General features: G+C 70.9%; 16 protein-coding genes. 10 read left to right on the plus strand and 6 right to left on the minus strand.

What is annotated here, in order from left to right; translation table 11 throughout:
* Positions 1 to 49: 49 nt before the first annotated feature.
* The 5 genes from glgA (at position 50) to FNV62_RS44310 (ending at position 8,578) form a co-directional block, all read left to right on the plus strand.
* Positions 50 to 1,201: a glycogen synthase gene (gene glgA, locus FNV62_RS44290; protein ID WP_060900917.1), complete on the plus strand. Its 1,152-nt coding sequence runs from the start codon at positions 50 to 52 to the stop codon at positions 1,199 to 1,201.
* A gap of 81 nt (positions 1,202 to 1,282) precedes the next feature.
* Entirely contained in the window at positions 1,283 to 2,503 is a 1,221-nt protein-coding gene (glgC, locus tag FNV62_RS44295) for a glucose-1-phosphate adenylyltransferase (RefSeq protein WP_054234963.1), read from the plus strand.
* Positions 2,504 to 2,728: 225 nt separating this feature from the next.
* Positions 2,729 to 5,335, plus strand: coding sequence for a PA14 domain-containing protein (locus FNV62_RS44300; RefSeq protein WP_144316127.1), 2,607 nt, complete (start codon positions 2,729 to 2,731; stop codon positions 5,333 to 5,335).
* A 262-nt stretch (positions 5,336 to 5,597) separates the two neighbouring features.
* Complete coding sequence (locus FNV62_RS44305; RefSeq protein WP_143629285.1) at positions 5,598 to 6,929, plus strand: wax ester/triacylglycerol synthase family O-acyltransferase; 1,332 nt, start codon at positions 5,598 to 5,600, stop codon at positions 6,927 to 6,929.
* A 125-nt stretch (positions 6,930 to 7,054) separates the two neighbouring features.
* Entirely contained in the window at positions 7,055 to 8,578 is a 1,524-nt protein-coding gene (locus tag FNV62_RS44310; RefSeq protein WP_211179149.1) for an SDR family NAD(P)-dependent oxidoreductase, read from the plus strand.
* An 8-nt stretch (positions 8,579 to 8,586) separates the two neighbouring features.
* Here FNV62_RS44310 and FNV62_RS44315 read toward each other — a convergent pair whose 3' ends face one another.
* The 4 genes from FNV62_RS44315 to FNV62_RS44330 form a co-directional block, all read right to left on the minus strand.
* A complete protein-coding gene (locus FNV62_RS44315; protein WP_413083900.1) occupies positions 8,587 to 10,194 on the minus strand; it encodes a serine hydrolase in 1,608 nt (535 codons plus the stop codon).
* 167 nt (positions 10,195 to 10,361) lie between these two features.
* Positions 10,362 to 11,162, minus strand: a complete 801-nt coding sequence (locus tag FNV62_RS44320) for an SDR family oxidoreductase (RefSeq protein WP_143603906.1) — start codon at positions 11,160 to 11,162, stop codon at positions 10,362 to 10,364.
* A 25-nt stretch (positions 11,163 to 11,187) separates the two neighbouring features.
* Positions 11,188 to 11,643 (minus strand): hypothetical protein, encoded by a 456-nt coding sequence (locus FNV62_RS44325; RefSeq protein ID WP_143629291.1) that lies wholly within the window; start codon positions 11,641 to 11,643, stop codon positions 11,188 to 11,190.
* 106 nt (positions 11,644 to 11,749) lie between these two features.
* Positions 11,750 to 12,994, minus strand: a complete 1,245-nt coding sequence (locus tag FNV62_RS44330; RefSeq protein WP_143629293.1) for a permease — start codon at positions 12,992 to 12,994, stop codon at positions 11,750 to 11,752.
* A 567-nt stretch (positions 12,995 to 13,561) separates the two neighbouring features.
* On the opposite strand from FNV62_RS44330, the gene FNV62_RS54795 reads away from it, so the two are divergent.
* Both FNV62_RS54795 and FNV62_RS44335 read left to right on the plus strand, forming a co-directional pair.
* Positions 13,562 to 13,735: a hypothetical protein gene (locus FNV62_RS54795; protein WP_165853954.1), complete on the plus strand. Its 174-nt coding sequence runs from the start codon at positions 13,562 to 13,564 to the stop codon at positions 13,733 to 13,735.
* Positions 13,736 to 13,794: 59 nt separating this feature from the next.
* Positions 13,795 to 14,277 carry a GNAT family N-acetyltransferase gene (locus FNV62_RS44335; RefSeq protein WP_054234957.1) on the plus strand — a complete coding sequence of 161 codons (483 nt, stop codon included), beginning with the start codon at positions 13,795 to 13,797 and terminating at the stop codon, positions 14,275 to 14,277.
* A gap of 29 nt (positions 14,278 to 14,306) precedes the next feature.
* On the opposite strand, the gene FNV62_RS44340 is transcribed toward FNV62_RS44335, so the two are convergent.
* The gene (locus FNV62_RS44340) at positions 14,307 to 15,650 is read right to left on the minus strand and encodes an amidase (RefSeq protein WP_144316129.1); all 1,344 of its coding nucleotides are present in this window, start codon (positions 15,648 to 15,650) and stop codon (positions 14,307 to 14,309) included.
* A 252-nt stretch (positions 15,651 to 15,902) separates the two neighbouring features.
* On the opposite strand from FNV62_RS44340, the gene FNV62_RS44345 reads away from it, so the two are divergent.
* Genes FNV62_RS44345 through FNV62_RS44355 form a run of 3 tightly spaced genes read left to right on the plus strand, consistent with a single transcriptional unit; the run spans position 15,903 to position 21,682 of the window.
* On the plus strand, positions 15,903 to 18,242 hold the full coding sequence (locus FNV62_RS44345; protein ID WP_054234955.1) for an alpha-L-fucosidase: 2,340 nt from the start codon (positions 15,903 to 15,905) through the stop codon (positions 18,240 to 18,242).
* Positions 18,235 to 20,130 carry a family 20 glycosylhydrolase gene (locus tag FNV62_RS44350; RefSeq protein ID WP_144316130.1) on the plus strand — a complete coding sequence of 632 codons (1,896 nt, stop codon included), beginning with the start codon at positions 18,235 to 18,237 and terminating at the stop codon, positions 20,128 to 20,130. The genes FNV62_RS44345 and FNV62_RS44350 overlap by 8 nt, the downstream gene beginning before the upstream one ends.
* Before the next feature lie 19 nt (positions 20,131 to 20,149).
* Positions 20,150 to 21,682 (plus strand): alpha-L-fucosidase, encoded by a 1,533-nt coding sequence (locus tag FNV62_RS44355; RefSeq protein WP_097287415.1) that lies wholly within the window; start codon positions 20,150 to 20,152, stop codon positions 21,680 to 21,682.
* A 103-nt stretch (positions 21,683 to 21,785) separates the two neighbouring features.
* Here FNV62_RS44355 and FNV62_RS44360 read toward each other — a convergent pair whose 3' ends face one another.
* Positions 21,786 to 22,829 carry a LacI family DNA-binding transcriptional regulator gene (locus tag FNV62_RS44360; protein ID WP_054234952.1) on the minus strand — a complete coding sequence of 348 codons (1,044 nt, stop codon included), beginning with the start codon at positions 22,827 to 22,829 and terminating at the stop codon, positions 21,786 to 21,788.
* Between the last annotated feature and the right edge of the window lie 180 nt (positions 22,830 to 23,009).

Below are 23,009 nucleotides of genomic sequence, written 5' to 3' on the forward strand. Positions count from 1 at the left end.
GTGACCATGAAAGGCACCAGCCGGTATCCGGTACGACGGGGGGCTCTGCGTGCGAGTGGGACTGCTGACCCGGGAGTACCCGCCGGACGTGTACGGCGGCGCGGGCGTCCATGTCGAGTTCCTCGCCCGGGAGTTGCGGACCCTCACGGACCTGGACGTGCACTGCTGGGGCGAGGGCGCCGCGGGCGGCGTCGTGCGCCACCGGTCGTGGTCCTCGCTCGACGGCGCCAACGACGCGCTGCGCACCTTCTCCGTGGACCTCGCCATGGCCGCCGCCCTCGAAGGCCGCGAACTCGTCCACTCGCACACCTGGTACGCCAACCTCGCCGGCCACTTCGGCAAGCTCCTGTACGGCATCCCGCACGTCATGACCGCCCACTCCCTGGAGCCGCTGCGCCCCTGGAAGGCCGAGCAGCTCGGCGGCGGCTACGCCCTGTCCAGCTGGGCCGAGCGCACCGCCGTCGAGGCCGCCGACGCCGTCATCGCCGTCTCCGGCGCCATGCGCGAGGACATCCTCACCTGCTACCCCGCCCTGGACCCGGCCAAGGTGCGTGTCGTGCACAACGGCATCGACACCGCCCTCTACCGGCCGGACCACGGCACGGACGTCCTGGAGCGCATCGGCATCGACACCGCCCGCCCCTACGTCCTGTTCGTCGGCCGCATCACCCGCCAGAAGGGCGTGCCCCACCTGCTGCGCGCGGTACGGGACATCGACCCGGCCGTGCAGGTGGTGCTGTGCGCGGGCGCCCCCGACACCCCCGAGATCGACCAGGAGTTCCGTGACCTCTTCCAGGAACTGAGTGCCGTACGCCAGGGCCTGCACTGGATCCCGCAGATGCTGCCCCGCCCGGACGTCGTCCAACTCCTCACGCACGCGGCCGTCTTCGTCTGCCCCTCGGTGTACGAGCCGCTCGGCATCGTCAACCTCGAGGCGATGGCCTGCGGAACGGCCGTGGTGGCGTCGCGGGTCGGAGGGATACCCGAGGTGGTCGAGGACGGCGTGACAGGTGTCCTGGTGCCGGTCGAGGAGAACTTCGAGGCGGGTCTGGCGCTCGCCCTCGACTCCGTGCTCGCCGACCCCCGGGCCGCCCGGCGGATGGGTGAGGCCGGACGGGAGCGCGCGGTGCGGGAGTTCGGATGGGACGCGGTGGCCCGGCGGACCGTCCAGCTTTACGAGGAAGTCCTCAAACCGGGGTAACCATCGGACAGGTGCAGTTCAAGCAACGGGGCCGGCCCGGCACAGCGGGCGCGGCTCGACCGGGCTCAGAGGGGCGGCGGCATGCGGCGCGGTGGACCTTCGGTACTGGGAATCGTACTTGCGGGTGGAGAGGGCAAACGACTCATGCCCCTCACCGCGGACCGCGCGAAACCCGCGGTCACCTTCGGCGGGACGTACCGCCTGGTGGACTTCGTACTCTCCAATCTCGTCAACGCCGACATCCTGCGCATCTGCGTCCTGACGCAGTACAAGTCGCACTCCCTGGACCGCCATGTGACGACGACCTGGCGGATGTCGAGCCTGCTCGGCAACTACGTCACACCGGTCCCGGCCCAGCAGCGGCTCGGCCCGCGCTGGTACCTGGGCAGCGCGGACGCGATCCTGCAGTCCCTCAACCTCGTGCACGACGAACGACCCGACTACATCGCGGTGTTCGGCGCCGACCACGTCTACCGCATGGACCCCCGGCAGATGCTCGCCCAGCACATCGAGGGCGGCGCGGGTGTGACCGTCGCCGGGATACGGGTGCCGCGCGCCGAGTCGTCCTCCTTCGGGGTCATCAGCCCCGGCTCCGACGGGCAGACCGTGGAGGGCTTCCTGGAGAAGCCCGCCGACCCGCCGGGCCTGCCCGACGACCCCGAGTGCGTCTTCGCCTCGATGGGCAACTACATCTTCACCACCAAGGCTCTGGTGGAGGCGCTCCAGCGGGACGCCGAGGACGTGCACTCGGTGCACGACATGGGCGGATCGATACTGCCCATGCTCACCGACCGCGGCGAGGCGCAGCTCTACGACTTCAGCGACAACCACGTGCCCGGCGAGACCACCCGCGACCAGGGCTACTGGCGTGACGTGGGCACCCTCGACGCCTACTACGACGCCCACATGGACCTGATCGCCGAACGCCCCGCCTTCAACCTCTACAACCGCAGCTGGCCCATCTACACCAGTTCCGGACAGCTCTCCCCGGCGAGATTCAACGCCGGGGGCATCGCGAGCGAGTCGATCGTCAGCGCGGGCTCTCTGATCCGGGGCCAGGTCACGCGGTCCGTGCTCTCGCCGGGTGTCGTGGTCGACCCGGGAGCCGTCGTCCAGGGCTCGATCCTGCACGACAACGTCCACATAGGCCGGGGCGCGGTGGTGCGCGGCGCGGTTCTCGACAAGAACGTCGAGGTGCCGCCGGGCGCGACGATCGGCGTCAACCCCGAGCGGGACGCGGATCTCTACACGGTCTCCAAGGGCGGGGTGATCGCGCTGGGCAAGGGCCGGATCGTGCCGTAGCCGCCGCCCGTGACCGACGACGGCCCCGGTGCGTCCGTGCTCACCGGGGCCGTTGTCATGTCCCTGGACAGAAAGTGGAACCCCGTGTTGTCATGCCAACTGCTTTTGGTGACAACGTTGTTCCGTCCGAGCAAGAGCCGCGCCACCCGCCCCACGCCCATCCCGGGCCCGTCCGGCAACCGTCCTCACCACCGTCCCCCCACCCGTCCTCAAAGAGGAGGATCCGTGCGTTTCGGACGACTCAGAGACCGACTCGCGTTACTGCTCGCCGCGGCCCTCGGCGCCGCGGGACTCGCCTCCGTGCCCGCCGCGGCCGACGATCCCGTCGCGGTCCACGGGCTGAAGGGTGACTACTACACCCAGTCCGCCCCCGGCGCCTTCGACTTCCACGAACTCAAGGCCACCGGCTTCGACCCGCGACTCGACTTCGACGACCTGGAACCCCTGCTGCGCTTCGCGACGGGCCAGGACAACGATGTCAGTGTCCGCTGGACCGGCAAACTCGTACCGGAGAAGAGCGGAGCCACCACCTTCTCGATCATCGGCGACAACGGTTTTCGCCTCTGGATCGACGGCAGACCCGTCATCGACCACTGGGTGGACGACTGGGATCGCGAACAGACCTCCGAGCCCATCGATCTGACGGCGGGCCACGCCTATGACTTCAAGCTCGAGTACTTCGAGCACTACGGCGGCTCCAACCTCCATCTGCGCTGGACCGAACCCGGCGGCGCCAAGGTGACGATCCCGCAGTCGGCGTTCCTGCTGCCCGACGGCTACGACTACGACGGCGCCCTCGCGACCACCGTCCAGCCGGACGGCCGCACCCTCAGGCTCGACTTCGCACGGGAACTGTCCGCGCCCCCGGCCGCCGTCGTCGACCACCTCCAGGCCGTGATCGGCGGCGCCAAGTGGCCGCTGGGAGCCGCCGAGTTGGACCCCGCCGACCCCAGATCCCTCCTCGTCACGCTCAAGGAACCTGTCGTCGGCGACAAGACCGGCACCGCACGCGGCAACGCCGACCTGCGCTACGACGGCACGGGCGGCCTCGCCGCCGCCGGGGACGGCAAGGCGATCGGCGCCTTCTGGAGCAGCGGCCCCAACCACTCCACGTACGAACTGCGCACGAAGTGGGCCGACGAGGTCGGGCCGGACAACGCCCTGCCGGAATACCCCCGCCCCCAGCTCACACGTGACGCCTGGCGCAACCTCAACGGGCGCTGGCAGTTCGCCGCCGCCACCGCGGGGGAGCAGCCCCCGGTCGGGAAGACGCTCGGAGAACACATCCTCGTCCCGTACCCCGTGGAGTCCCAGCTGTCCGGCGTCGAACGCCACGAGGACCGCATGTGGTACCGCCGCACCTTCACCGTCCCGGCCGACTGGCACATCGGCTCGGGCAGGCGGCTCCTGCTCAACTTCGGTGCCGTCGACTGGCAGTCCGAGGTGTACGTCAACGGGGTCAGGGTCGCCGAACACCGGGGCGGCTACGACAAGTTCGGCGTCGACGTGACCGACGCGCTGAAGCCCGGCCGCAGCCAGGAACTGATCGTCGGTGTGTACGACCCGACCGACGCCGCGTCCGGCGAGAACCCGCCGCTCGGCAAGCAGCGCCTCGACCCCAGCGGGATCTGGTACACCCCGACCTCCGGCATCTGGCAGACGGTGTGGATGGAGCCGGTCGCCCCGGACCACGTCGACTCGCTCGAGCTCACTCCGGACGTCGCCGGCGGCCGGCTCACCGTGGAACCGAAGGGCGTGCGCGACGGGCTGCCGGTCACGGCGACGGCGTACGAGGGAGGGCGGAAGGTCGCCACCGTCACCGGCCGCACCGGACAGCCGCTGACCCTGAAGATCGCCCATCCGCGCCTCTGGTCGCCGGACGACCCCTTCCTCTACGACCTGAGGGTGAGCGTCGGGCGCGACCGCGTCGGCAGTTACTTCGGGATGCGCTCGATCTCCGTCGAGAAGGTCGACGGCACCCCGCGCACCGTCCTCAACGGCAAGCCCGTCTTCATGATGGCCACGCTCGACCAGGGGTTCTGGCCCGACGGCCTGTACACGGCACCGACGGACGAGGCCCTCGCGTACGACCTGCGCATGCACAAGGAGATGGGCTTCAACGCGGTGCGCAAGCACATCAAGGTGGAGCCCGACCGCTGGTTCTACTGGGCGGACCGGCTCGGCCTGCTGGTGTGGCAGGACATGCCCGCCATGACCGCCGGGGTGAACCCGAGCGCGGCGGCCCGCGTCGAGTACGAGCGCGAGATGAAACTGATGATCGACCAGCACATCAGCAGTCCGTCGGTCGTGATGTGGGTGACCTTCAACGAGGGCTGGGGCCAGTACGACGAGGGTCGCATCGCCGACCAGGCCAAGGCCTGGGATCCGACCCGGCTCGTCAACGGCATGTCGGGGCTGAACCTGGGGGCCGACGGCGGCACCGGCGACATCATGGACGAACACGGCTATCCGAGCCCCGCGCTGCCACCGGCTCCCGACGGCAGACGCGCGCTCGTCAGCGGCGAGTACGGGGGCCTGGGACTCGCCGTGCCCGGGCACGCCTGGTCGGTCCAGCAGTCGTACGTGGACGTGGACCCGTCGACGTACACCGACGACTACCTCGCCCGCCTCGCCGAGGTACGGGCACTCGCGTGCCGGGGGAGCAACGGCGCCGTCTACACCCAGATCTCGGACGTGGAGGGCGAGCTGAACGGGCTCCTCACCTACGACCGCAAGGTCGTGAAGCCGGACGTGGGGAGGTTGAGAGCGGCGCACGAGGCGCTGATCGCCGACGCGTCCCGGGCGACCCCCACGGGCTGCCCGGCAACCTGACGCCTCCGGTCCTTCGAGGGCCTTCGCGGTCCCTCGGGCGACCCGGCGCTTCCGGTCCTTCGTGTGGCCGCGCGTCGGCGCGCGTGCCGCGTTCGGGACGCCTATCCTGATCCGACCTCACGTGCCCCTTGTGTCCCGCCCCTTTCGCGGGGGGCGGGACTTAATCTGCTGTTAACTGAGCGTAGCTTGATCGTACTTGACCGTAATCGCCTGTCGGGGTTTGACTGCTTGCTCACCCTGTCGTCGAAGCGAGAGCAAGCCTTTGACTCCTGATCTCCTCGCACCACTCGACCTGGCGTTCTGGAACATCGAGTCCGCCCAGCACCCGATGCACCTCGGCGCCCTCGGTGTCTTCTCCGCGCACTCGCCGACCGCGGGCGCGCACGCCGCCGAACTGCTCGCGGTCCGCGCGGCCGGGGTGCCCGGGCTGCGCATGCGGATCCGCGACGTCTGGCAGCCCCTCGCCTTCCCGCCCCACTTCGGGAGCGCGGCCCGGGAACCCGCGCCCGACTTCGAACCCCTCGACCACGTCCGGCTGCACGCGCCGACCGCGGACTTCCCCGCCACCGCGGGCCGGCTCATGGAACGCCCGCTCCAGCGCGGCCGGCCCCCGTGGGAGGCGCACGTCCTGCCCGGCGAGGACGGCACCTCGTTCGCCGTGTTCTTCAAGTTCCACCACGCGCTGGCCGACGGCCTGCGGGCACTGATGCTCGCCGCCGCCCTCATGGACCCGCTGGACCTGCCCGAGCCCCGCCCGCGCCCCGCGGAGCCGCCCCGCGGACTGCTCCCGGACGTCCGCAAACTGCCCGACCTCGTCCGCGGAACCCTCTCCGACCTGGGCCGCGCCCTCGACATCGGCAGCTCCGTCGCCCGCGCCACCCTCGGTGCCCGCTCCTCGCCCGCCCTCACCTCGCAGCCCACCGGCACCCGCCGGATCGCGGGCGTCGCCCTCGACCTGGACGATGTGCACCGTGTCCGCAAGAGCGTCGGCGGCACCGTCAACGACGTCCTGATCGCCGTCGTCGCCGGCGCCCTGCGCAACTGGCTCGACGAACGCGGCGACAGCAGCGCGGGAGTCGCGCCCCGCGCCCTGATCCCCGTCTCCAGGCGCCGCCCGCGCACCGCGCACCCGCAGGGCAACCGGCTCTCCGGTTACCTGATACGGCTTCCCGTCGACGACCCGGACCCGCTCGGCCGACTCCGTTCGGTGCGTACGGCGATGGACGCCAACAAGGACGCGGGTCCCAACCGGGGAGCGGGCGCCGTCGCGCTGCTCGCCGACCATGTGCCACCGCTCGGTCACCGCCTCGGTGGTCCCGTCGTCGGCCAGGCGGCCCGCCTGCTCTTCGACATCCTGGTCACCAGCGTGCCGCTGCCCAGCCTCGGTCTGAAGCTCGGCGGCTGCCCGCTCACCGAGGTCTATCCGCTCGCCCCGCTGGCCCGCGGCCAGGCGCTGGCGGTGGCCGTGTCGACGTACCGCGGACGGGTCCACTACGGGCTCGTCGCCGACGCACAGGCCGTGCCGGACCTGAACCGGCTGGCTCGCGCGCTGACCGAGGAGGTGGAGACACTGATCATCGCCTGCGGCCCCTGAAGCGGGCCCGCGGGGACCGTTGATCGTCTCGGGTTTGGCGCCTTGCCCCCTTGCTCCGTAAAATTCCGCCTTCGAAAGCGAGCGCGGTTCGAGCGCGGCGCGAGACCCGAGGAACGGCACACGCGATGACGGTGACAGAGGACGGCCAGGCGGCTCTCGCCGTGGACACGGCTGAGGACGACCGGGCGGCTTCCGCCGTGGACGGGGAGGCGGTCTCCTACGGGCCGGGCATCGATCCGGAGCGGCTGGCCGTCTGCCTCAGCGTGCTCGACGAGCTCGACAAGATCGAGGTCGACCACCCGGACGCCATCGCCGTGCGCCGCGCCACCGCGGGCGTCTACCGGACGGTCAAGCAGCGCCGCCGCCAGGAGCGCAGGGCAGCCAAGACCGCCCACGACAAGGCCGTCACCGAGTCCACCGCGACCGGTTCCGCCCAGCGCATCGACGACGAGACCGAGGGCATCCTGCCCTCGTCCGTCACCGACGCCGGCGAGATCGCGGGGATACTCCAGCGCCCGCGCTCCTGCTACATCTGCAAGAAGCGGTACGTCGAGGTCGACTACTTCTACCACCAGCTCTGCCAGGACTGCGCCGCCGAGAACCGCGCCCGCCGCGACGCCCGCGCCGACCTCACCGGCAAGCGCGCGCTGCTCACCGGCGGCCGCGCCAAGATCGGCATGTACATCGCGCTGCGGCTGCTGCGCGACGGCGCGCACACCACCATCACCACGCGCTTCCCGAACGACGCGATCCGGCGCTTCAAGGCGATGCCCGACAGCGACGAGTGGATCGGCCGCCTGAAGATCGTCGGCATCGACCTGCGCGACCCGGCGCAGGTCGTGGCCCTGGCCGACTCGGTCGCCGCCGAGGGCCCGCTGGACATCCTGATCAACAACGCGGCCCAGACCGTTCGCCGTTCCCCGGGCGCCTACAGCGAGCTCCTCGCCGCCGAGTCCGGCCCGCTGCCCGCCGGTGAGCTGCCGCCCGCCGAGGTCATCGGCACCTTCGGCTCCGGCGCGGTCGCCGCGCTCCCGGTCGCCGGGGGCGGCGCGCTGACCGCGCAGGACGTCACCGACCTGGCCCTGGTGTCCGGCTCGGCCTCCCTGGAGCGGATCGCGGCCGGTACGGCCATCGACGCGGGCGGCCTCGTGCCCGACCTGCACGACACCAACAGCTGGATCCAGTCGGTCGAGGAGGTCACGCCGGTCGAGCTCCTCGAGGTGCAGCTCTGCAACTCGACGGCCCCCTTCATCCTGATCAGCCGCTTGCGCGCGGCGATGGCGGCCTCCGGGGCCGACCGCACGTACATCGTGAACGTCTCCGCCATGGAGGGCGTCTTCAACCGCGGCTACAAGGGCGCGGGCCACCCGCACACCAACATGGCCAAGGCCGCCCTGAACATGCTCACGCGCACCAGCGCCCAGGAGATGTTCGAGAAGGACCGCATCCTGATGACCGCCGTCGACACCGGCTGGATCACCGACGAGCGCCCGCACCCCGACAAGATGCGTCTCGCCGACGCGGGCTTCCACGCCCCGCTCGACCTGATCGACGGCGCGGCCCGGGTGTACGACCCGATCGTGCGCGGTGAGCAGGGCGAGGACCTGTACGGCGTCTTCATGAAGGACTACGCGCCCGGCAAGTGGTGACCGCGTCCTCAGCGACGGGTGAAGGTGCCCAGGCCGTCGTGGTCCCGGGCCTCGACGGTCACCCGCGACGCCTTCGAGCCGCCGGACCCCGGTGAACCCGGACCGACCTCGAAGGTCACCCCCGAGAGCCCGGTCGCGTTCTCGCCGACGGTCCGGAAGGCGAAGGTGTCGCCGTCGTAGTGGGTGAGCCGGAAGGTGGTGTGCTTCGGGCCCAGGCTCATGCTGAGCTCGCCGTTCGCGGCCGTGACGGTCAGCGGACCGTAGTAGGCGTTGTCGTAGGTGCCCGTGTACCTGTCGGCGGCGCGGGCCACGGCCCCGTTCCGCGGCGGTCTGGCGTAGTCGGTGGGGGAGCGGCCCTGCTGCTCCTGCTGCCGGTAGACCCGGTCGACCAGGGGCAGCCAGTCCGTCGTGGGCTTCCCGTGCTGGGCGATGTCGAAGAAGTTCAGCGCGACCGAGTCGGCCAGGCCCACCGGCGCCCCGTTGGTCAGGACGGTGATGCCGAGCTGTTCGCCGGGCAGCATCGTCACATTGGTGTTGGCGCCGAGTTCGAAGGCGCCGGAGTGGCTGAGGCGCAGCCGGCCCTGGTCGTCGTAGCCGACGTTCCAGCCGAGGCCGTAGAAGCCCGCGCGGCCGGCCGGGGCCTGCGGGGGCTGGGCGACGATCTCGGGCAGGTGGGTGCGCTCCAGCGGGGCGGCGGGGATGATCTGCCTGCCGTCCAGCTTCCCGTTCGCGAGTTGCAGTCGCATCCAGGTGGCCATGTCACGGGCCGTGGAGCTCGCGCCGCCCGCGGGCGACTGGGCGTCGGCGTCCCGGACGTACTTCGGCTGCCAGGTGCCGTCCGCGTTCTTCACATGGGTGACGGCCTTGTCCTTGGCCCGGTCGTAGTCGGAGAAGCGGGAACTGGTGTTCTTCATGCCTGCGGGGCCGTACAGCGTGTCCTGGGAGAGCTTGTCCCAGGACGTGTCCTTCGCGTTCGCGACCGCCTGGGCCGCGGCGGTGACCCCGTAGTTGGTGTAGGCGTAACTGGCGCGGAACGGGCCGAGCGGCTCGTACTTCAGGTGGTCCAGGATGTAGGTCCGGTCGTAGCCGAGGTCTTCGAGGAGGTCACCGGAGTGGTCGGGCAGTCCGCTGCGGTGGGAGAAGAGGTCGGCGTATGTGACGTGCGTCGTGACCCAGGGGTCCTTGAGGGCGAAGCCGGGCAGATGCGCCGCGACGGGGTCGTCCCAGGCGAGCGTCCTGCCGCCGACGACCCCCGCGACGACGGTCGAGGCCAGCGGCTTGGACAAGGACGCGAGCTGGAAGACGGTGTCCGGGTCGACGGCCCCGGACCGTCCGACCCGACGCTCGCCGAAGCCCTTGAGATGGACCACGCGGCCCTTGTGGACGACGGCCACGGCGACGCCGGGGACGCCGGTCCTCTTCATGGCGTCCCGCACGATGTCGTCGAGCTTGCCGACGGCATCGTCCACCTTGGCCTGGGTGAGCTGCGGGGGCGGCTGGGGAGGCGGGGCCGCCGCGACGGCGGAAGGGGTGTGGCCCGCGCCGAGCAGGGAGGTCGCGGCGGCTGCGATCAGCGCCGCGCATCGGTGGTGTCCCGCCCGTCGCCGCACACCCATGGTCACCATTGAACGCGCGCTGTCAGGCTTTGTCCTGCGGAGACCCGCGGAGACCTGCGGAGACCTGCGGAGACCTGCGGAGACCCGCGGAGACCCGCGGAGGTCGGGCGGGAGCCGGGCCCGAGCTGGTCGGAGCCGGTGGGAGCCGGTGGGAGCCGACACGGCCGCTATGCGTCGGGCGCGCGCGTCCGCAGGCGTTCGTGGACGGTGTCGGCGGGGGAGTGCGCGGACCGGACCCGGGTCCCTCCGTCGACCAGCAGATCGGCGCCCGTGATCCACCCGGCCGCGTCCGAGGCCAGCCAGACCACCGCCCGCGCGATGTCCTCGGGCCGGCCGATCCGGCCCAGCGGGAGCCCCGCGCCGAGCTCGTCCTCGGCGTTCTCCCAGACGAACCGGGCCATCTCGGTGCGGACGAGTCCCGGGGAGACGGAGTTCACCCGCACCTTCGGGGCGAGTTCGCCTGCGAGCTGCTGGGTGAGGTGGAGGAGGGCCGCCTTGCTGGTGCCGTACGCCCCCACGTTCGGCCCCACATGCCCGGCGCCCTCCGTGCACACGTTCACGACCGCGCCGCCGTGCTCGCCCATCCAGGCCCGCCAGGCACACTGCACCAACCGCAGCGGGGCCTCCACGTTGACCGTGAAGGCCTCCCGCCAGCGGTCCGGATCGGCGTCCATGAGCGGGCCGTACGGCTGGTTGGTCGCGGCGTTGTTCACCACGACGTCGATGCGCCCGAACTCCCGCAGCGCCAGCTCGGTCAGCTCCCGCAGATGCGCCGGATCGGCCACCGAGCCCGCGAGTCCGACGCCGCCGAGCCGTTCGGCGGCCCGGCCCACCGCGTCCGGGTCCCGGGCCGTCACACACACCCGCGCCCCCGCCCGGGAGAGCTCCTCGGCGACGGCGAGACCGATCCCGCGCGAGGCCCCGGTGACGATGGCGCTCCTGCCCTCAAGCCCGTACGGCGTCGTCATCCGCGTACCGTCTCATGACGGACCGTCAGTCAACAGCCCCGAGCCGCGAGTGCTGCGCCGCCACCAGCTCCAGCACCGTGCGCCAGTCCTCCAGGACCCCGGCGTCGAGACCGGGGACCCTGCCCGACTCGTCCGCGTGGCGCAGGCTCAGCACGTCGTCGGCGTCCGCGTCGTCGGCCCATCCGCCGGCGTGCAGACCGACGAGCCGGGAGACCCGCTGGCCGAGCAGCGGCCGGACCAGGTCCGCCGCGAGGTCGGCGTGTCCGGCCGTGTCGCCGGGCCGCAGCAGTTGCCCCACGGCGTGGACCAGGCCCGCCACCTGTAGTTCCTTGTCCGCGGGACGACTTCGGCGCAGGAGCGCGGCGGTCTGTAGGGCGTGGTCGTGCAGATCCACTCGGCCGCCACAGCGGCCCGGGGTGTCCCGGGCGCCCCGGCAGGCGTGCAGCAGATCCATCAGCTCCTCGACGCTGCGCAGCTCCATGCGTCAGTCCTCCCGAGTCCTCCCGCGGGAAAAAGCCGTTTCCGGACGCCAGCAGATCATGGCTGCCTTGCGAATCGGCCAACGGGACCTGAACTGCGCGCCGTGTTCAGTGGTGCCCGTGGCCTTCGGCCCCCGGAGTCCCGTGCCCGTGGCCTTCCGGCGCAGGTGCGCCGTGGTGGTGTCCTTCCGCCCCGGCAGTCCCGTGCCCGTGGCCGTCCGGCTCCGGTGCCCCGCCCATCATCCGCAGCATCGCCGGGCCGCCCGTGCGCAGGAACCGCCACACCAGGGCCGCCGCCAGCAGCAGGAAGGCGATGTTGAGCCAGGTCGTGTAGTTCCAGGAGACGCCCTCCATGGGGATCGTCGCGTCGGCCTGGTCGGGGATGAGCCCGAGGCCGCCGAAGAGGAACTCCACGACGTATCCGGCGAGCACCATGGCGGCGTAGAAGGTGACCAGGAGGAAGCCGGTCATCCGGAGTCCGTAGTACTTCCGGTAGATGTTCAGGATCGGCAGGATCAGCAGGTCGGCGAAGATGAACGCGACCACACCGCCGAAGCTGATCCCGCCCTTCCACAGCACGACGGCCAGCGGCACGTTGCCGATGGAGCAGACGAACGAGGCGATCGCCACGAGCGGGCCGACCAGAGGGCCGATCAGCTTCGCGGCGAGCGGATGGCCGTCCAGGAAGAGGGACTGCCAGAACGCGTCGGGCACCCAGGCCGCGATCGCGCCCGCGATCAGCAGACCGATCACCAGGTCGCGCAGGATCGCCGCCCACTCCATGACGAATACGTGTGCGACAGAGGTGTAGCCCTCACGCGAGAGCAGCCGCCGCGCGAACGAGCCCTCCGTCCGGATCGACATGTCCATCGCGGCATGCCCTTCCATCGACCCGGCGAGCCCGCGCTCCGCCTGCTCCCGGGCCTCGCGCAACAGTCGTTCGCGCAGAAAGATCCGGAAGAGCACGGCCAGTGCCACGATCATGATCGGGCCGCCGACGAACTCGGCGACCGTGAACTGCCAGCCCATCAACAGGGCGAGGATCACGCCGAGTTCGACGACCAGATTGGTGGAGGCGATCTCGAACGCCATCGCCGCGGTGAAGTTCGCGCCCTTGCGGAACAGCGAGCGCGCCAGCGCGACGGCCGCGTACGAACAGGACGAGGAAGCCGCGCCGAGCCCCGCCGCCAGCGTGAGGGTCCGCGGCCGGTCGTCACCGAGTATCCGCACGATCGTCGCGCGACGCACCACGGCCTGGACGACGGCGGAGAGGCCGAATCCCAGGATGAGCGCCCAGGTGATCTCCCAGGTCATCGACCCGGTGATGGACAGTGCGTGCAGGATCGCGTGCATCGGCCTCGCTCTTTCCCGTCCGGCTTCCCCGATTCATACGGGACTATACCCCCTAGGGGTATCAGATGCCGTGTGGTGGCCGGGCGGGTCACGCCGGTTCAAGGTTCCGCAAAGACTTCGGAGGGCCGTCTCAAAGGGGGGTCAAGGCTCCGCGGGTCGGCCCATCACCCCTGTCCGGGCCCCGGGTTGAGCCTTCCCGCCCTGGTCACGGGAGGTGTGGCGCTACGCCGAACGGGTGAGATGCGAGGGGGATACATCATCAAATAGGCCCAGATCGAGGGCCGATGGACGCTGATCGACCCAAGACGGTTACCTCGTGTTTTCAGCCCCATCGAGCGGGCGCCCGCTCATTTGGTTACCCTGTACCGGACGGACAGCCTGCAGGGGTTCCACCCACACCCACGGTCCGTCCCGGGACAGCCGGTCACCACGGACTGCTCTCACACGAGTTACCGGCGCCACCGCGTCCTTAACTGCCTTCGACTCAGACCCGAGGGGATGTCAGGCGACCGGAAGCAGACTGGCCCTGTACGTCCCGAGGGTGACCCGACACATAAGGAGTGCGCGGTGACACCGGAGAAGACGAATCGCGATCAGCGCCCCAAGGAACGCACGGAGCGTGGAGGCCGGCCCGAGAAGAAGCTCGGCAGCCTCGACGTGTGGGCCAGGTCCGCCCCGATCCGCCTGGCGGGGTACGAGGACGACCTCGCCGAGCCCCACATCCTGCCCAGCGTGGACTGACCGCTCGCGGCGGGAGTCATCGCGAACGCTGACGGCATGGGCGTGCCAGACTCACGTCCATGCTGATCAGAGAAGCCGCGGCCGACGACTGGCCGCGGATCTGGCCTTTCTGGCACCGGATCGTCGCCGCGGGTGAGACCTACACCTGGGACCCGGGCACCTCGGAGGAGGCGGCCCGGGCCCTGTGGATGGCACCGGGCAAGCGTGTGTACGTCGCCGAGGACGCCACCGGAGCGGTCGTCGGCTCGGCCTACGTCACCCCCAACTACGGCGGCCCCGCCGCCCGCGTCGCGGGCGCCGGATTCATGGTCGACCCCGACCGCGCCGGGCTCGGCATCGGGCGCGCGCTCGCCGAGCACATCCTCGCCGCGGCGAAGGCCGACGGCTATCGGGGCATGGTCTTCAACGCCGTCGTGGAGACCAATCCGGCCGTCAAGCTGTGGACCGCGCTCGGCTTCACGGTCCTCGGCACCGTGCCGGACGCCTACGAGCACCCCCGGCACGGGTGGGTGGGACTGCACATCATGTACAAGGCGCTGTGAAGCCCCCGCGCTCCTAAGGACTGCGCCGCTCAGTCCAGTGGCGCCGTTCGCCGCCACGGCCGCAGTTCCTCCAACTGGCTTGCCAGCTCCAGGAGTTCGAGCTCGGATCCGGGGCGTCCGACCAGCTGTACGGCCGCCGGGGCCCCGCTCGGCAGGGTCCCGAACGGCACCGCCATCGCGGGCCACCCGGTGAGGTTCCACGGCGGTGTCAGGGGCGAGTAGTTGGTGTTGACCAGCACATTGCGCAGCCAGCCCCGCTTGTGCCACGGTGCGGCGGCCGGCCCCCGCCGGGCCAGTGCCGGGGTGAGCAGCACGTCGTGCTCCGCGAAGAACGGCTCCAGGCGCCCGCGCAGCTGCTCGCGGCGCTCACCCGTGCGTACCCCGGCCACGAAGCGGCGCCCCACGGTGGCGTGCACCCGAGTCCGCCGGGCCAGCCGGCGCGGGTCGAGGTCCTCGGCGTCGACCGCGGTGCCCGCCGTCCAGTGCATCAGCGCGGCGGTGCCCAGCCAGTAGGGGTACGGCGGGTCGGCGGGCCGCACCTCGTGGCCCGCCCCGGCCAGCAACTCCCCGGCCTCCCGGGCCGCGTTCGCGTAAGGGCGTCCGACACCCACGCCGATCAGTGGACTGCGCACGGAGACGGCCACCTTGCGGACGAGGTTCCCCGAGGGGCGTATCGCCTCGGTGTCCGACAGGACCGCGAACATCAAACGGGCGTCCTCGACCGTGGTGGCGAGCGGCCCGTTCTCCGACATGCCGAACCAGTCGCCGTGACCGATGCCCGCCGGGATCGTGTCATGCCCCGGCTTGAGGCCGAGGATGCCGCAGTTGGCGGCCGGGATGCGCAGTGAACCCATCCCGTCGTTGCCCAGCGCGATCGGCACCATCCCGGCGGCGACCGCGGCCGCGCTGCCGCCCGAGGAGCCGCCCGCCGTGCGTGAGGTGTCCCAGGGGTTGCGGGCCGTGCCGTGCACACCCTCGGAGGTGCCGAAGACACAGAGCTCGGGCACGTTGGTGAGGCCCACGACCACGGCGCCCGCCGCGCGCAGCCGCGCCACCGTCGGATGGTCGTGATCGGCGGGGGTGTCCGCGGTCGCGGCGGAGCCGTTGCGGTTCGCCTCGCCGCGCACCGCGAGGTTGTCCTTGACGGCCACGGGCACCCCCGCGAGGGGGAGTTCGGCCAGGTCCGCGCGGCCGGCCAGCTCGTCGGCCTCCGCGAGGGCCGCCTCGGACCGTACGACACGGAAGGCACCCACGCGCGCGTCGAGCCGGTCGATCCGCGCGAGGTGGTCGGCCACCACCTCGTGGGGCGTGGCCCGCTTCTCGCGTACGGCTGCGGCGATCTCGGTGGCGGTCCGGCCGACCCAGCTGGTCACGGGTGCTCCTCGGGGACAGGGGATTACTGGCGAGTACGAGGAGCACTGTGCCCGGCGGCGGGGTGCCGCGTCGAGAGCCGTCGCCCTTGGACATTCGGATCGGTCTTCTTGGACTTTCGCGCTCACGCTTGTCCGGTATCTCCGCAGAGTCGCAGATCATCCGATCACTTGCTCAACTTTCGCACCTACCCGCCCCATTGACAGGATCTGGTGGCGCCTCAATCATCAAACATCCGATGAATTGGAGCCGCTATGAGCACGTATCCAAGACGTCAGGTTCTGGGCGCCGCGGCCGGAGTGGCCGTCGCGGCCACTCTTCCCCTCGCGGCCACGGCCGAAGCGCGACCGGCGGTCGAGCAGCACGGCCAGTGGGTTCCCGTCCCCGACCAGATCCCCGTGCCGCTCGACGCGTACACCGACAACGACGGCATCGACACGGCGACCGCCCCCGGCGGCAGCTTCGACGGCTCGGGGTACACGTTCCCCGGCGAGGAGCTCCCGGCGGGCCCCGTCGAGGTGGACGGCATCGCGTTCGTCTTCCCCTCCGCCGCCGCGGGCGCCCGGAACAACGTGGTGGCCCTCGGCCAGCGCATCGACCTGCCGAGCGGACGCTATCTCTCGGCCCACTTCCTCACCGCGGGCAGCTACGGTGACGCCTCGGGCCGGGCCACCGTGCACTACGCCGACGGCTCGACGACCACCGCCGGGCTCGGCGGCGCGGACTGGTACGCGACCGGCGGGTCGCTGTCGGCCCCGTACCGCTACCGGCCGGACGGCACAAAGGACGAGCACGGCGTGGGGATCGGCACGGCCGAGGTCTGGATCGACCCCCAGCGCGAGGCGGTCGCCCTCACCCTGCCGACCACCAACCCCGCCGAGGCCGGCAAGGCCTCCCTCCACCTCTTCGCCCTCTCCCTCCAACCGGCCGCGCAGGGCCGGGCGTTGGCCCTGCGGGACGCGCACTCCACCTTCTCCCTGCTGGAGTCGAGCGGCGCGCAGAGCGTGGAGGCCACGGTCGTCAACGCGGGCACGGTCGCCGTCCTCGCCGGCGACCGGGTGTCGGTCGGCGTCGACGTGCCGGGCGCCCGCACCGTCGAGCCCGCGCACGTCGTCCGCCTCGACCCCGGCGAGCAGGCGCGCGTCCGGGTCGGCATCCGCAACCGCGTGGGCACGGCACCGGGCACCGCGCGGCCCGGAAAGGTGACCGTCACCGGACGCGGGCAGCAGGTGACCTCCGCCGGGCGCGAGCTGACCCTCGGCGTGCCCGACTACCAGCCCACCGAGAGCTCTCTCGCCGGGCACCAGGCCCCGTACTGGTTCCACCGCGCCAAGTTCGGCATCTTCATCCACTGGGGCGTCTACTCGGTGCCCGCCTGGTCTCCGGTCGGCAAGCAGTACGCCGAGTGGTACTGGAACCACCTGCAGAGCCCGGACAACGCGGTGTACGCCTACCACCGGGACACCTACGGCGAGAACTTCGCCTATGACGACTTCATCCCGATGTTCACGGCGGAGAGGTTCGACCCCCGGGCCTGGGTGGAGCTCTTCCGTGACGCGGGAGCCCAGTACCACGTGCTCACCTCCAAGCACCACGAGGGCTTCGCCCTGTGGGACACCAAGGTCTCCGACCGCAACGCCGTGAAGATGGGCCCGAAGCGCGATCTGATCCGTGAACTCTTCGACGCCTCGAAGAAGTTCACGCCCGAGTTGCACCGCGGCCTGTACTTCTCCATGCCCGAGTGGTTCAACCCCGACAACCCGTGGATGGGCCACGCCCCGCGCAACCCGTACACCCTGGAGCCACTCCCGTACACCGGATACACCGCGGGCAAGGACTTCGTGAAGGACTATCAGGCCCCGCAGATGCTGGAACTGATCCACGGCTACGACCCGTCGCTCATCTGGTGCGACATCGGCGGCGCGAACGACAGCCTCCACGTCCTCGCCGAGTACTTCAACCACGGCAAGAACAGACCCAAGCCGTACGAGGTGACCGTCAACAACCGCTCGGGCATCGGCTTCCACGACTTCACCACGCCCGAGTACACGACGTACGAGAACACGGTCGTCGCGAAGTGGGAGTCGAGCCGGGGACTCGACCCCTTCAGCTACGGCTACAACAAGGCGACGCCCGACGCCGCCTACATGACCGCCGAGGAGGTCGTCCACAGCCTGGTCGACATCGTGTCGAAGAACGGCAACTTCCTGCTGGACATCGGCCCCCGCGCGGACGGCACCATCCCGGACATCATGCAGACCCGGCTGCGCGAGACCGGCCGCTGGCTCAGGACCAACGGCGAGGCGATCTACGACACCACGTACTGGTCGCGGATGGCGCAGCTCGGCGAGGACCTGCGGTTCACGGTCCGGCAGAACGAGGCGTTCTACATCCACTCGCTGACCGAGCCCGGCGCCACACTGACCGTCGAGGCACCGGTGCCGATCCGCGGTGGGGACAAGGTGACGATGCTCGGTCATGACCGGCCGCTGACCTGGACGGTGAGCGGCGGGTCGCTGGTCGTCGACGTGCCGGAAGCGGCCCGCAAGGCGGGGCAGTACGTGTGGGTGTTCAAGGTGGAATGGCATGGCTGACCAACGCGCCGCACGGTCCGTACGGAGCCGGTGGACGCGGAGGGTCGTCGGATGCGTGGTGGCGCTGCTGCTGACGCTCGCGACGCCGGCCCCGGCGCTGGCGCGAACGGTGCGGGCGGGGACGGCCGCGGTGCCTCCCGTCACGGTCCCCGCCCTCTCCAACTGGACACCGGAACGTGGCAGTTACTCCATCGGCCCCGGATCGCGCATCGTCGCGCCAGACCCCGCGGCGCGCCGGGTCGCGGACACTCTCGCCGACGATCTGCGCGCGGCGGGCCACGGCACCGTTCCCGTAGTACGGCAGGGCGCGCACACGGGTGACATCGTGATCGGCGTCGACCCCTCCGCGTCGCGGCTCGGCGCGGAGGGCTACGAACTGCGCGCGGGCAAGAGCCTGTTGGTGACCGCGGCCGCCGAGACCGGTGCCTTCTACGGCACCCGCACCCTCCTCCAACTCCTCGCCCAGAGCGACCGCGTGCCCGCCGGGAGCACGGTCGACGTGCCCCAGTACAAGGAACGCGGTGTCGGCGTCTGCGCCTGCTACGTCCACATCTCCACGGCCTGGCTGGAGAACCTGGTACGCGACATGGCGTATCACAAGCTCAACCAGCTGCTGCTCGAACTGAAGGTGAAGAGCGACGCCCACCCCGAGGCCAACGCCTGGGGCTACTACACCAAGGACGAGATACGCCGGCTCGTGGCCCTCGGCGAGAAGTACCACGTCGAGATCGTCCCGGAGATCAACTCGCCCGGGCACATGGACCCCTGGATCCAGAACCGCCCGGACCTCCAGCTCACCGACGCCGACGGTGTGAAGCAGCCCGCCCGGCTCGACATCACACAGGACGCGGCCTTCACGTACTACACGAGCCTGATCGACGAGTACGCGCAGGTGTTCACGTCCGGGTCCTGGCACATGGGCGCCGACGAGTACATGCTCGGCTCCGACTTCGCCAAGTACCCGCAGATCCTCGCCTACGCACGGGCCAGGTACGGCGCGAACGCCACCCCGCAGGACGCGTTCATCGACTTCGTCAACCGTGTCCAGGCCTACGCGGCGGCCAAGGGCAAGAAGCTGCGCATCTGGAACGACGGTCTCACCGGCGCCAACACGGTGCCCGTCACGGCCGGTACGACGGTCGAGCACTGGCTGAACGTGACAACCAAGCCCAGTCAACTCATCGCGCAGGGCTATCCGTTGATGAACGCCGCCTACTCCCTCTACCTCGTCCGCGGCGGCTTCCACACCGACACGAAGGCGCTGTACGACCAGAGCTGGGACCCGCGCAGTTTCGAGGGCGAGAAGCTCGCCTCACGCGCGGGCGTCACCGGGGCGAAGATCAGCCTCTGGCCGGACAACGGGCGCGGGGAGACCGAGAACGAGGTCGCCACCGCCATGGACCCGGCCCTGCGGCACATCGCCCAGGTCACCTGGGGCTCGGCGCACCCCGACCCGACGTACGCCGAGTTCACCGCGCGCGGTGCGGCCGTGGGGCACGCGCCCGGGTGGCGGGACCTGACCCGCGTGCCGGTGCCCGAGGGGACGTACACCTTCCGCGGCGGGGCCGCGACCGCCGATCTCCAGGTCCGGCGGACCGCGGACGGCTATGTGACCCTGCGGTCCACGACGAGCGGCGGCTGTCTGGAGGTGAGCGGCGGAAAGCTCACGCTGAACGTGCCCCTGGACCCCGGTGTCGAGGTGACCGAAGCACCGTGCGTCGCCGCGGACACCTTGCAGCGCTGGGAGCTGGAGCCGGTGCGCGGCGGCGGACACCGGCTCGTCAACGCGATCACACGGATGGCGGTGCTCGTGACGGACGAAGGGCGGCTCCTCCAGTACCCACCGGACCAAGAACCGCCGACCGTCTGGCAGTTGACCACCCACTGATGTGAGGAGACCCCACCCCATGGCCATCTCCAGACGCCTCTTCGTCCTGGCATCCACCGCCCTCGTCGCGTCCACCGGCACATCCGTCGCCCTCGCGGCCCCCGGCGAAGCTCCCTCCCGCATCCCCGTCAGCCCCTCCGACACCGAGGACGACCTGGTCCGCAAGGCCTCCCAGGTCCGGCCCACCGCACGGCAGATCGCCTGGCAGAACCTCGGACGCACCGCCTTCCTGCACTTCGGCGTGAACACCTTCACCGGCCTGGAGTGGGGGACCGGTGACGAGGACCCGGACGTCTTCCAGCCCGTCGGGCTCGACACCGACCAGTGGGCCCGCGCCCTGCGCGACGGCGGCTTCGAGCTCGCCATCCTCACTGTCAAGCACCACGACGGGTTCGTCCTCCACCCGTCGCGCTACACCGACCACTCGGTGGCGTCGAGCAGTTGGCGCGGCGGGCGGGGCGACGTGCTGCGCTCCTTCGCCGACTCGATGCGCCGCCACGGGATCAAGGTCGGCGTCTACATCTCACCGGCCGACGAGAACCAGTACCTGCACGGCGTCTACGCCAACGGCAGCGCGCGCACGGAGCGCACCATCCCGACGCTCGTCGACGGCGACGACCGTACGAACCCGAGGACGTTCACGCTGGACGCCACCGACTACGGCGCCCATATGCTCAACCAGCTCTACGAAGTGCTCACCGAGTACGGACCCGTCGACGAGGTGTGGTTCGACGGAGCACAGGGCCGCATTCCGCCCGACAAGGTGGAGAAGTACGACTGGGACAGCTGGTACGCGCTGGTCCGGGCCCTCGCCCCCGACGCCTCGATCGCCGTGTCCGGGCCCGATGTGCGCTGGGTCGGCAACGAGGGCGGGCTCGCCCGCGAGGACGAGTGGAGCGTCGTACCGGTCACGCGGAAGGACAACGGCCGCACGGACTACGCGCTCGCCTACGACGCACCCGACGAGGGCAGCCGAGCGGCGCTCGTGGCGGCCCGGCCGGTGGCCGACTACCTGCAGTGGTGGCCGGCCGAGTGCGATGTGTCCATCCGCGACGGCTGGTTCTACCACGCCGACCAGCAGCCCAAGAGCGTGGACGAGTTGACCGACATCTACTTCCGCTCGGTCGGCCGCAACTCGGTGCTGCTGCTCAACATCCCACCCGACACGCAGGGCTTGCTGCCGGCCGCCGACGTGGTGCGGCTGCGCGAGTTCCGCGAACGCGTGGACCGGGAGCTGCCGGAGGACCTGGGGCGTGGCGCCGTGGTCCGCTCCTCCCCAGGGGTCTTCACCGTCGACCTCGGTACGGAACACGAGGTGGACCGGATCCGGCTCGCCGAGGACATCCGGCACGGCCAGCAGGTGGAGAGCTTCGTGGTCGAGGCGTACGGAGCCGGCGCCTGGAGCCGGGTGGCCGGGGCGGGCACGATCGGAGCGAGCCGGATCCTGCTGCTCTCCGCGCCGGTACGGGCCCGGCGCTGGCGCCTTCGGGTGACGCGGTCGCGGCGGACCGCGCGGATCGCGGAGTTCGCCCTGCATCGCTCACGGATCTGACGCGTACGGGGGGTGGACGCCCCGCACGGCGTCCACCCCTCAGCGTCTCCGGCTCCGGGTCCTCTCCTCGGCGTCTTCGGCTGCGCGTCCGCCCCTCACCCTCTCAAGCCCCGCGGGGCCCCGTACTCTCCCGTTCGATCAGCCGCGGCACCGGTACCTGCACCGTCCGGGCCGGACCGCCGTCCAGTAGTGCGGTGAGTTCCTGGGCGGCCGTGCGGCCGAACTGGACGGTGTCGCGGGAGAGGGCGGACAGCCAGGGTTTGACCATGCGGCACAGGGGCGAGTCCTCCCAGGCGACGACCGAGACGTCGCCCGGCACCAGGAAGCCCAGTTCCGTGGCGGCGGCGACGCCGGCGACGGCCATCACGTCGTTGTCGTAGACCAGCGCGGTCGGCGGGGTGCCGCTCTCCAGGACGCGGCGGGTGACGGCGGCGCCCTCCGCGTCCGAGTAGTCCGTCGGGACCGAGCGCACCTCCGTCAGACCCCGCCGCTCGGCCTCCGCGCGCAGGGTGCGGATCCGGCGCTCGGTGTGGGCGAGCCCCGGCAGCCCCGCGATGTGCACGATCCGGCGGTGGCCGAGCGCGTACAGCTCGTCCACCACCGCGGCCATCGCGCCCGCGTCGTCCGCCCAGACGGTGGAGATCCCCGGGTGCCCCGCGTCCGGTACGCCGCCGATCACCACGGCGGGCAGACCCAGCTCCTCCAGGAGGTCCGGACGCGGATCGTCGGTCCGCGGGTCGACGACCATGACGCCGTCCACGCGGTGCTCGGCCCACCAGCGCCGATAGACCGCGCACTCGTCGGCCACGTCCTCCACCACCTGGAAGAGCAGGCCGAGATGACGCTCGGCCAGCACCTCCTGGATGCCGGAGATCAGCTGCAGGAAGAACGAGTCCACGCCCAGGGTGTCGGCGGGACGGGCCACCACGAGACCCACCGTCGCCGCGCCCTCGCCGGACAGCTGGCGCGCCGCCGTACTCGGCCGCCAACCCAGCTGTTCGGCCACGCGACGGACCCGGTCGCGGGTGATCTCGGAGACTCCGGGCCGGTCGTTGAGCGCGAAGGAGACCGCGCTCTCGGAGACTCCGGCGCGCTGTGCGATGTCCTTCATCGTCGGTCGGCGCGCGGGTGACCGCTTGGCTGGCAACCCTGTTCCCCGTTCTGCTGAGCTGGTGTACTAATGCGCTTGAGCTGAGGCAATCTAAAGCGCATTAGTGATCGATTGCAAGAGGCTGGGTGAACGTCTGTGACCAGCCATGTTGTGGCACTAATGAATTTAGCTGAGCCAAATCCATTGACTTGCCCGGCGAGTTGGCTGCAAGGTCTG

The organism is Streptomyces sp. RLB3-17, from assembly GCF_007113425.2.
Classification (GTDB): Bacteria; Actinomycetota; Actinomycetes; order Streptomycetales; family Streptomycetaceae; genus Streptomyces; species Streptomyces mirabilis_D.

Coding starts and splice junctions, on each gene's coding strand:
- FNV62_RS44355 (WP_097287415.1), top strand. CDS start 20,150: ATGGCCATCTCCAGACGCCTCTTCGTCCTGGCATCCACCGCCCTCGTC.
- FNV62_RS44325 (WP_143629291.1), bottom strand. CDS start 11,643: ATGGAGCTGCGCAGCGTCGAGGAGCTGATGGATCTGCTGCACGCCTGC.
- FNV62_RS44315 (WP_413083900.1), bottom strand. CDS start 10,194: ATGGGTGTGCGGCGACGGGCGGGACACCACCGATGCGCGGCGCTGATC.
- FNV62_RS44330 (WP_143629293.1), bottom strand. CDS start 12,994: ATGCACGCGATCCTGCACGCACTGTCCATCACCGGGTCGATGACCTGG.
- FNV62_RS44335 (WP_054234957.1), top strand. CDS start 13,795: ATGCTGATCAGAGAAGCCGCGGCCGACGACTGGCCGCGGATCTGGCCT.
- FNV62_RS44320 (WP_143603906.1), bottom strand. CDS start 11,162: ATGACGACGCCGTACGGGCTTGAGGGCAGGAGCGCCATCGTCACCGGG.
- FNV62_RS44345 (WP_054234955.1), top strand. CDS start 15,903: ATGAGCACGTATCCAAGACGTCAGGTTCTGGGCGCCGCGGCCGGAGTG.
- glgC (WP_054234963.1), top strand. CDS start 1,283: ATGCGGCGCGGTGGACCTTCGGTACTGGGAATCGTACTTGCGGGTGGA.
- FNV62_RS44350 (WP_144316130.1), top strand. CDS start 18,235: ATGGCTGACCAACGCGCCGCACGGTCCGTACGGAGCCGGTGGACGCGG.
- FNV62_RS44310 (WP_211179149.1), top strand. CDS start 7,055: ATGACGGTGACAGAGGACGGCCAGGCGGCTCTCGCCGTGGACACGGCT.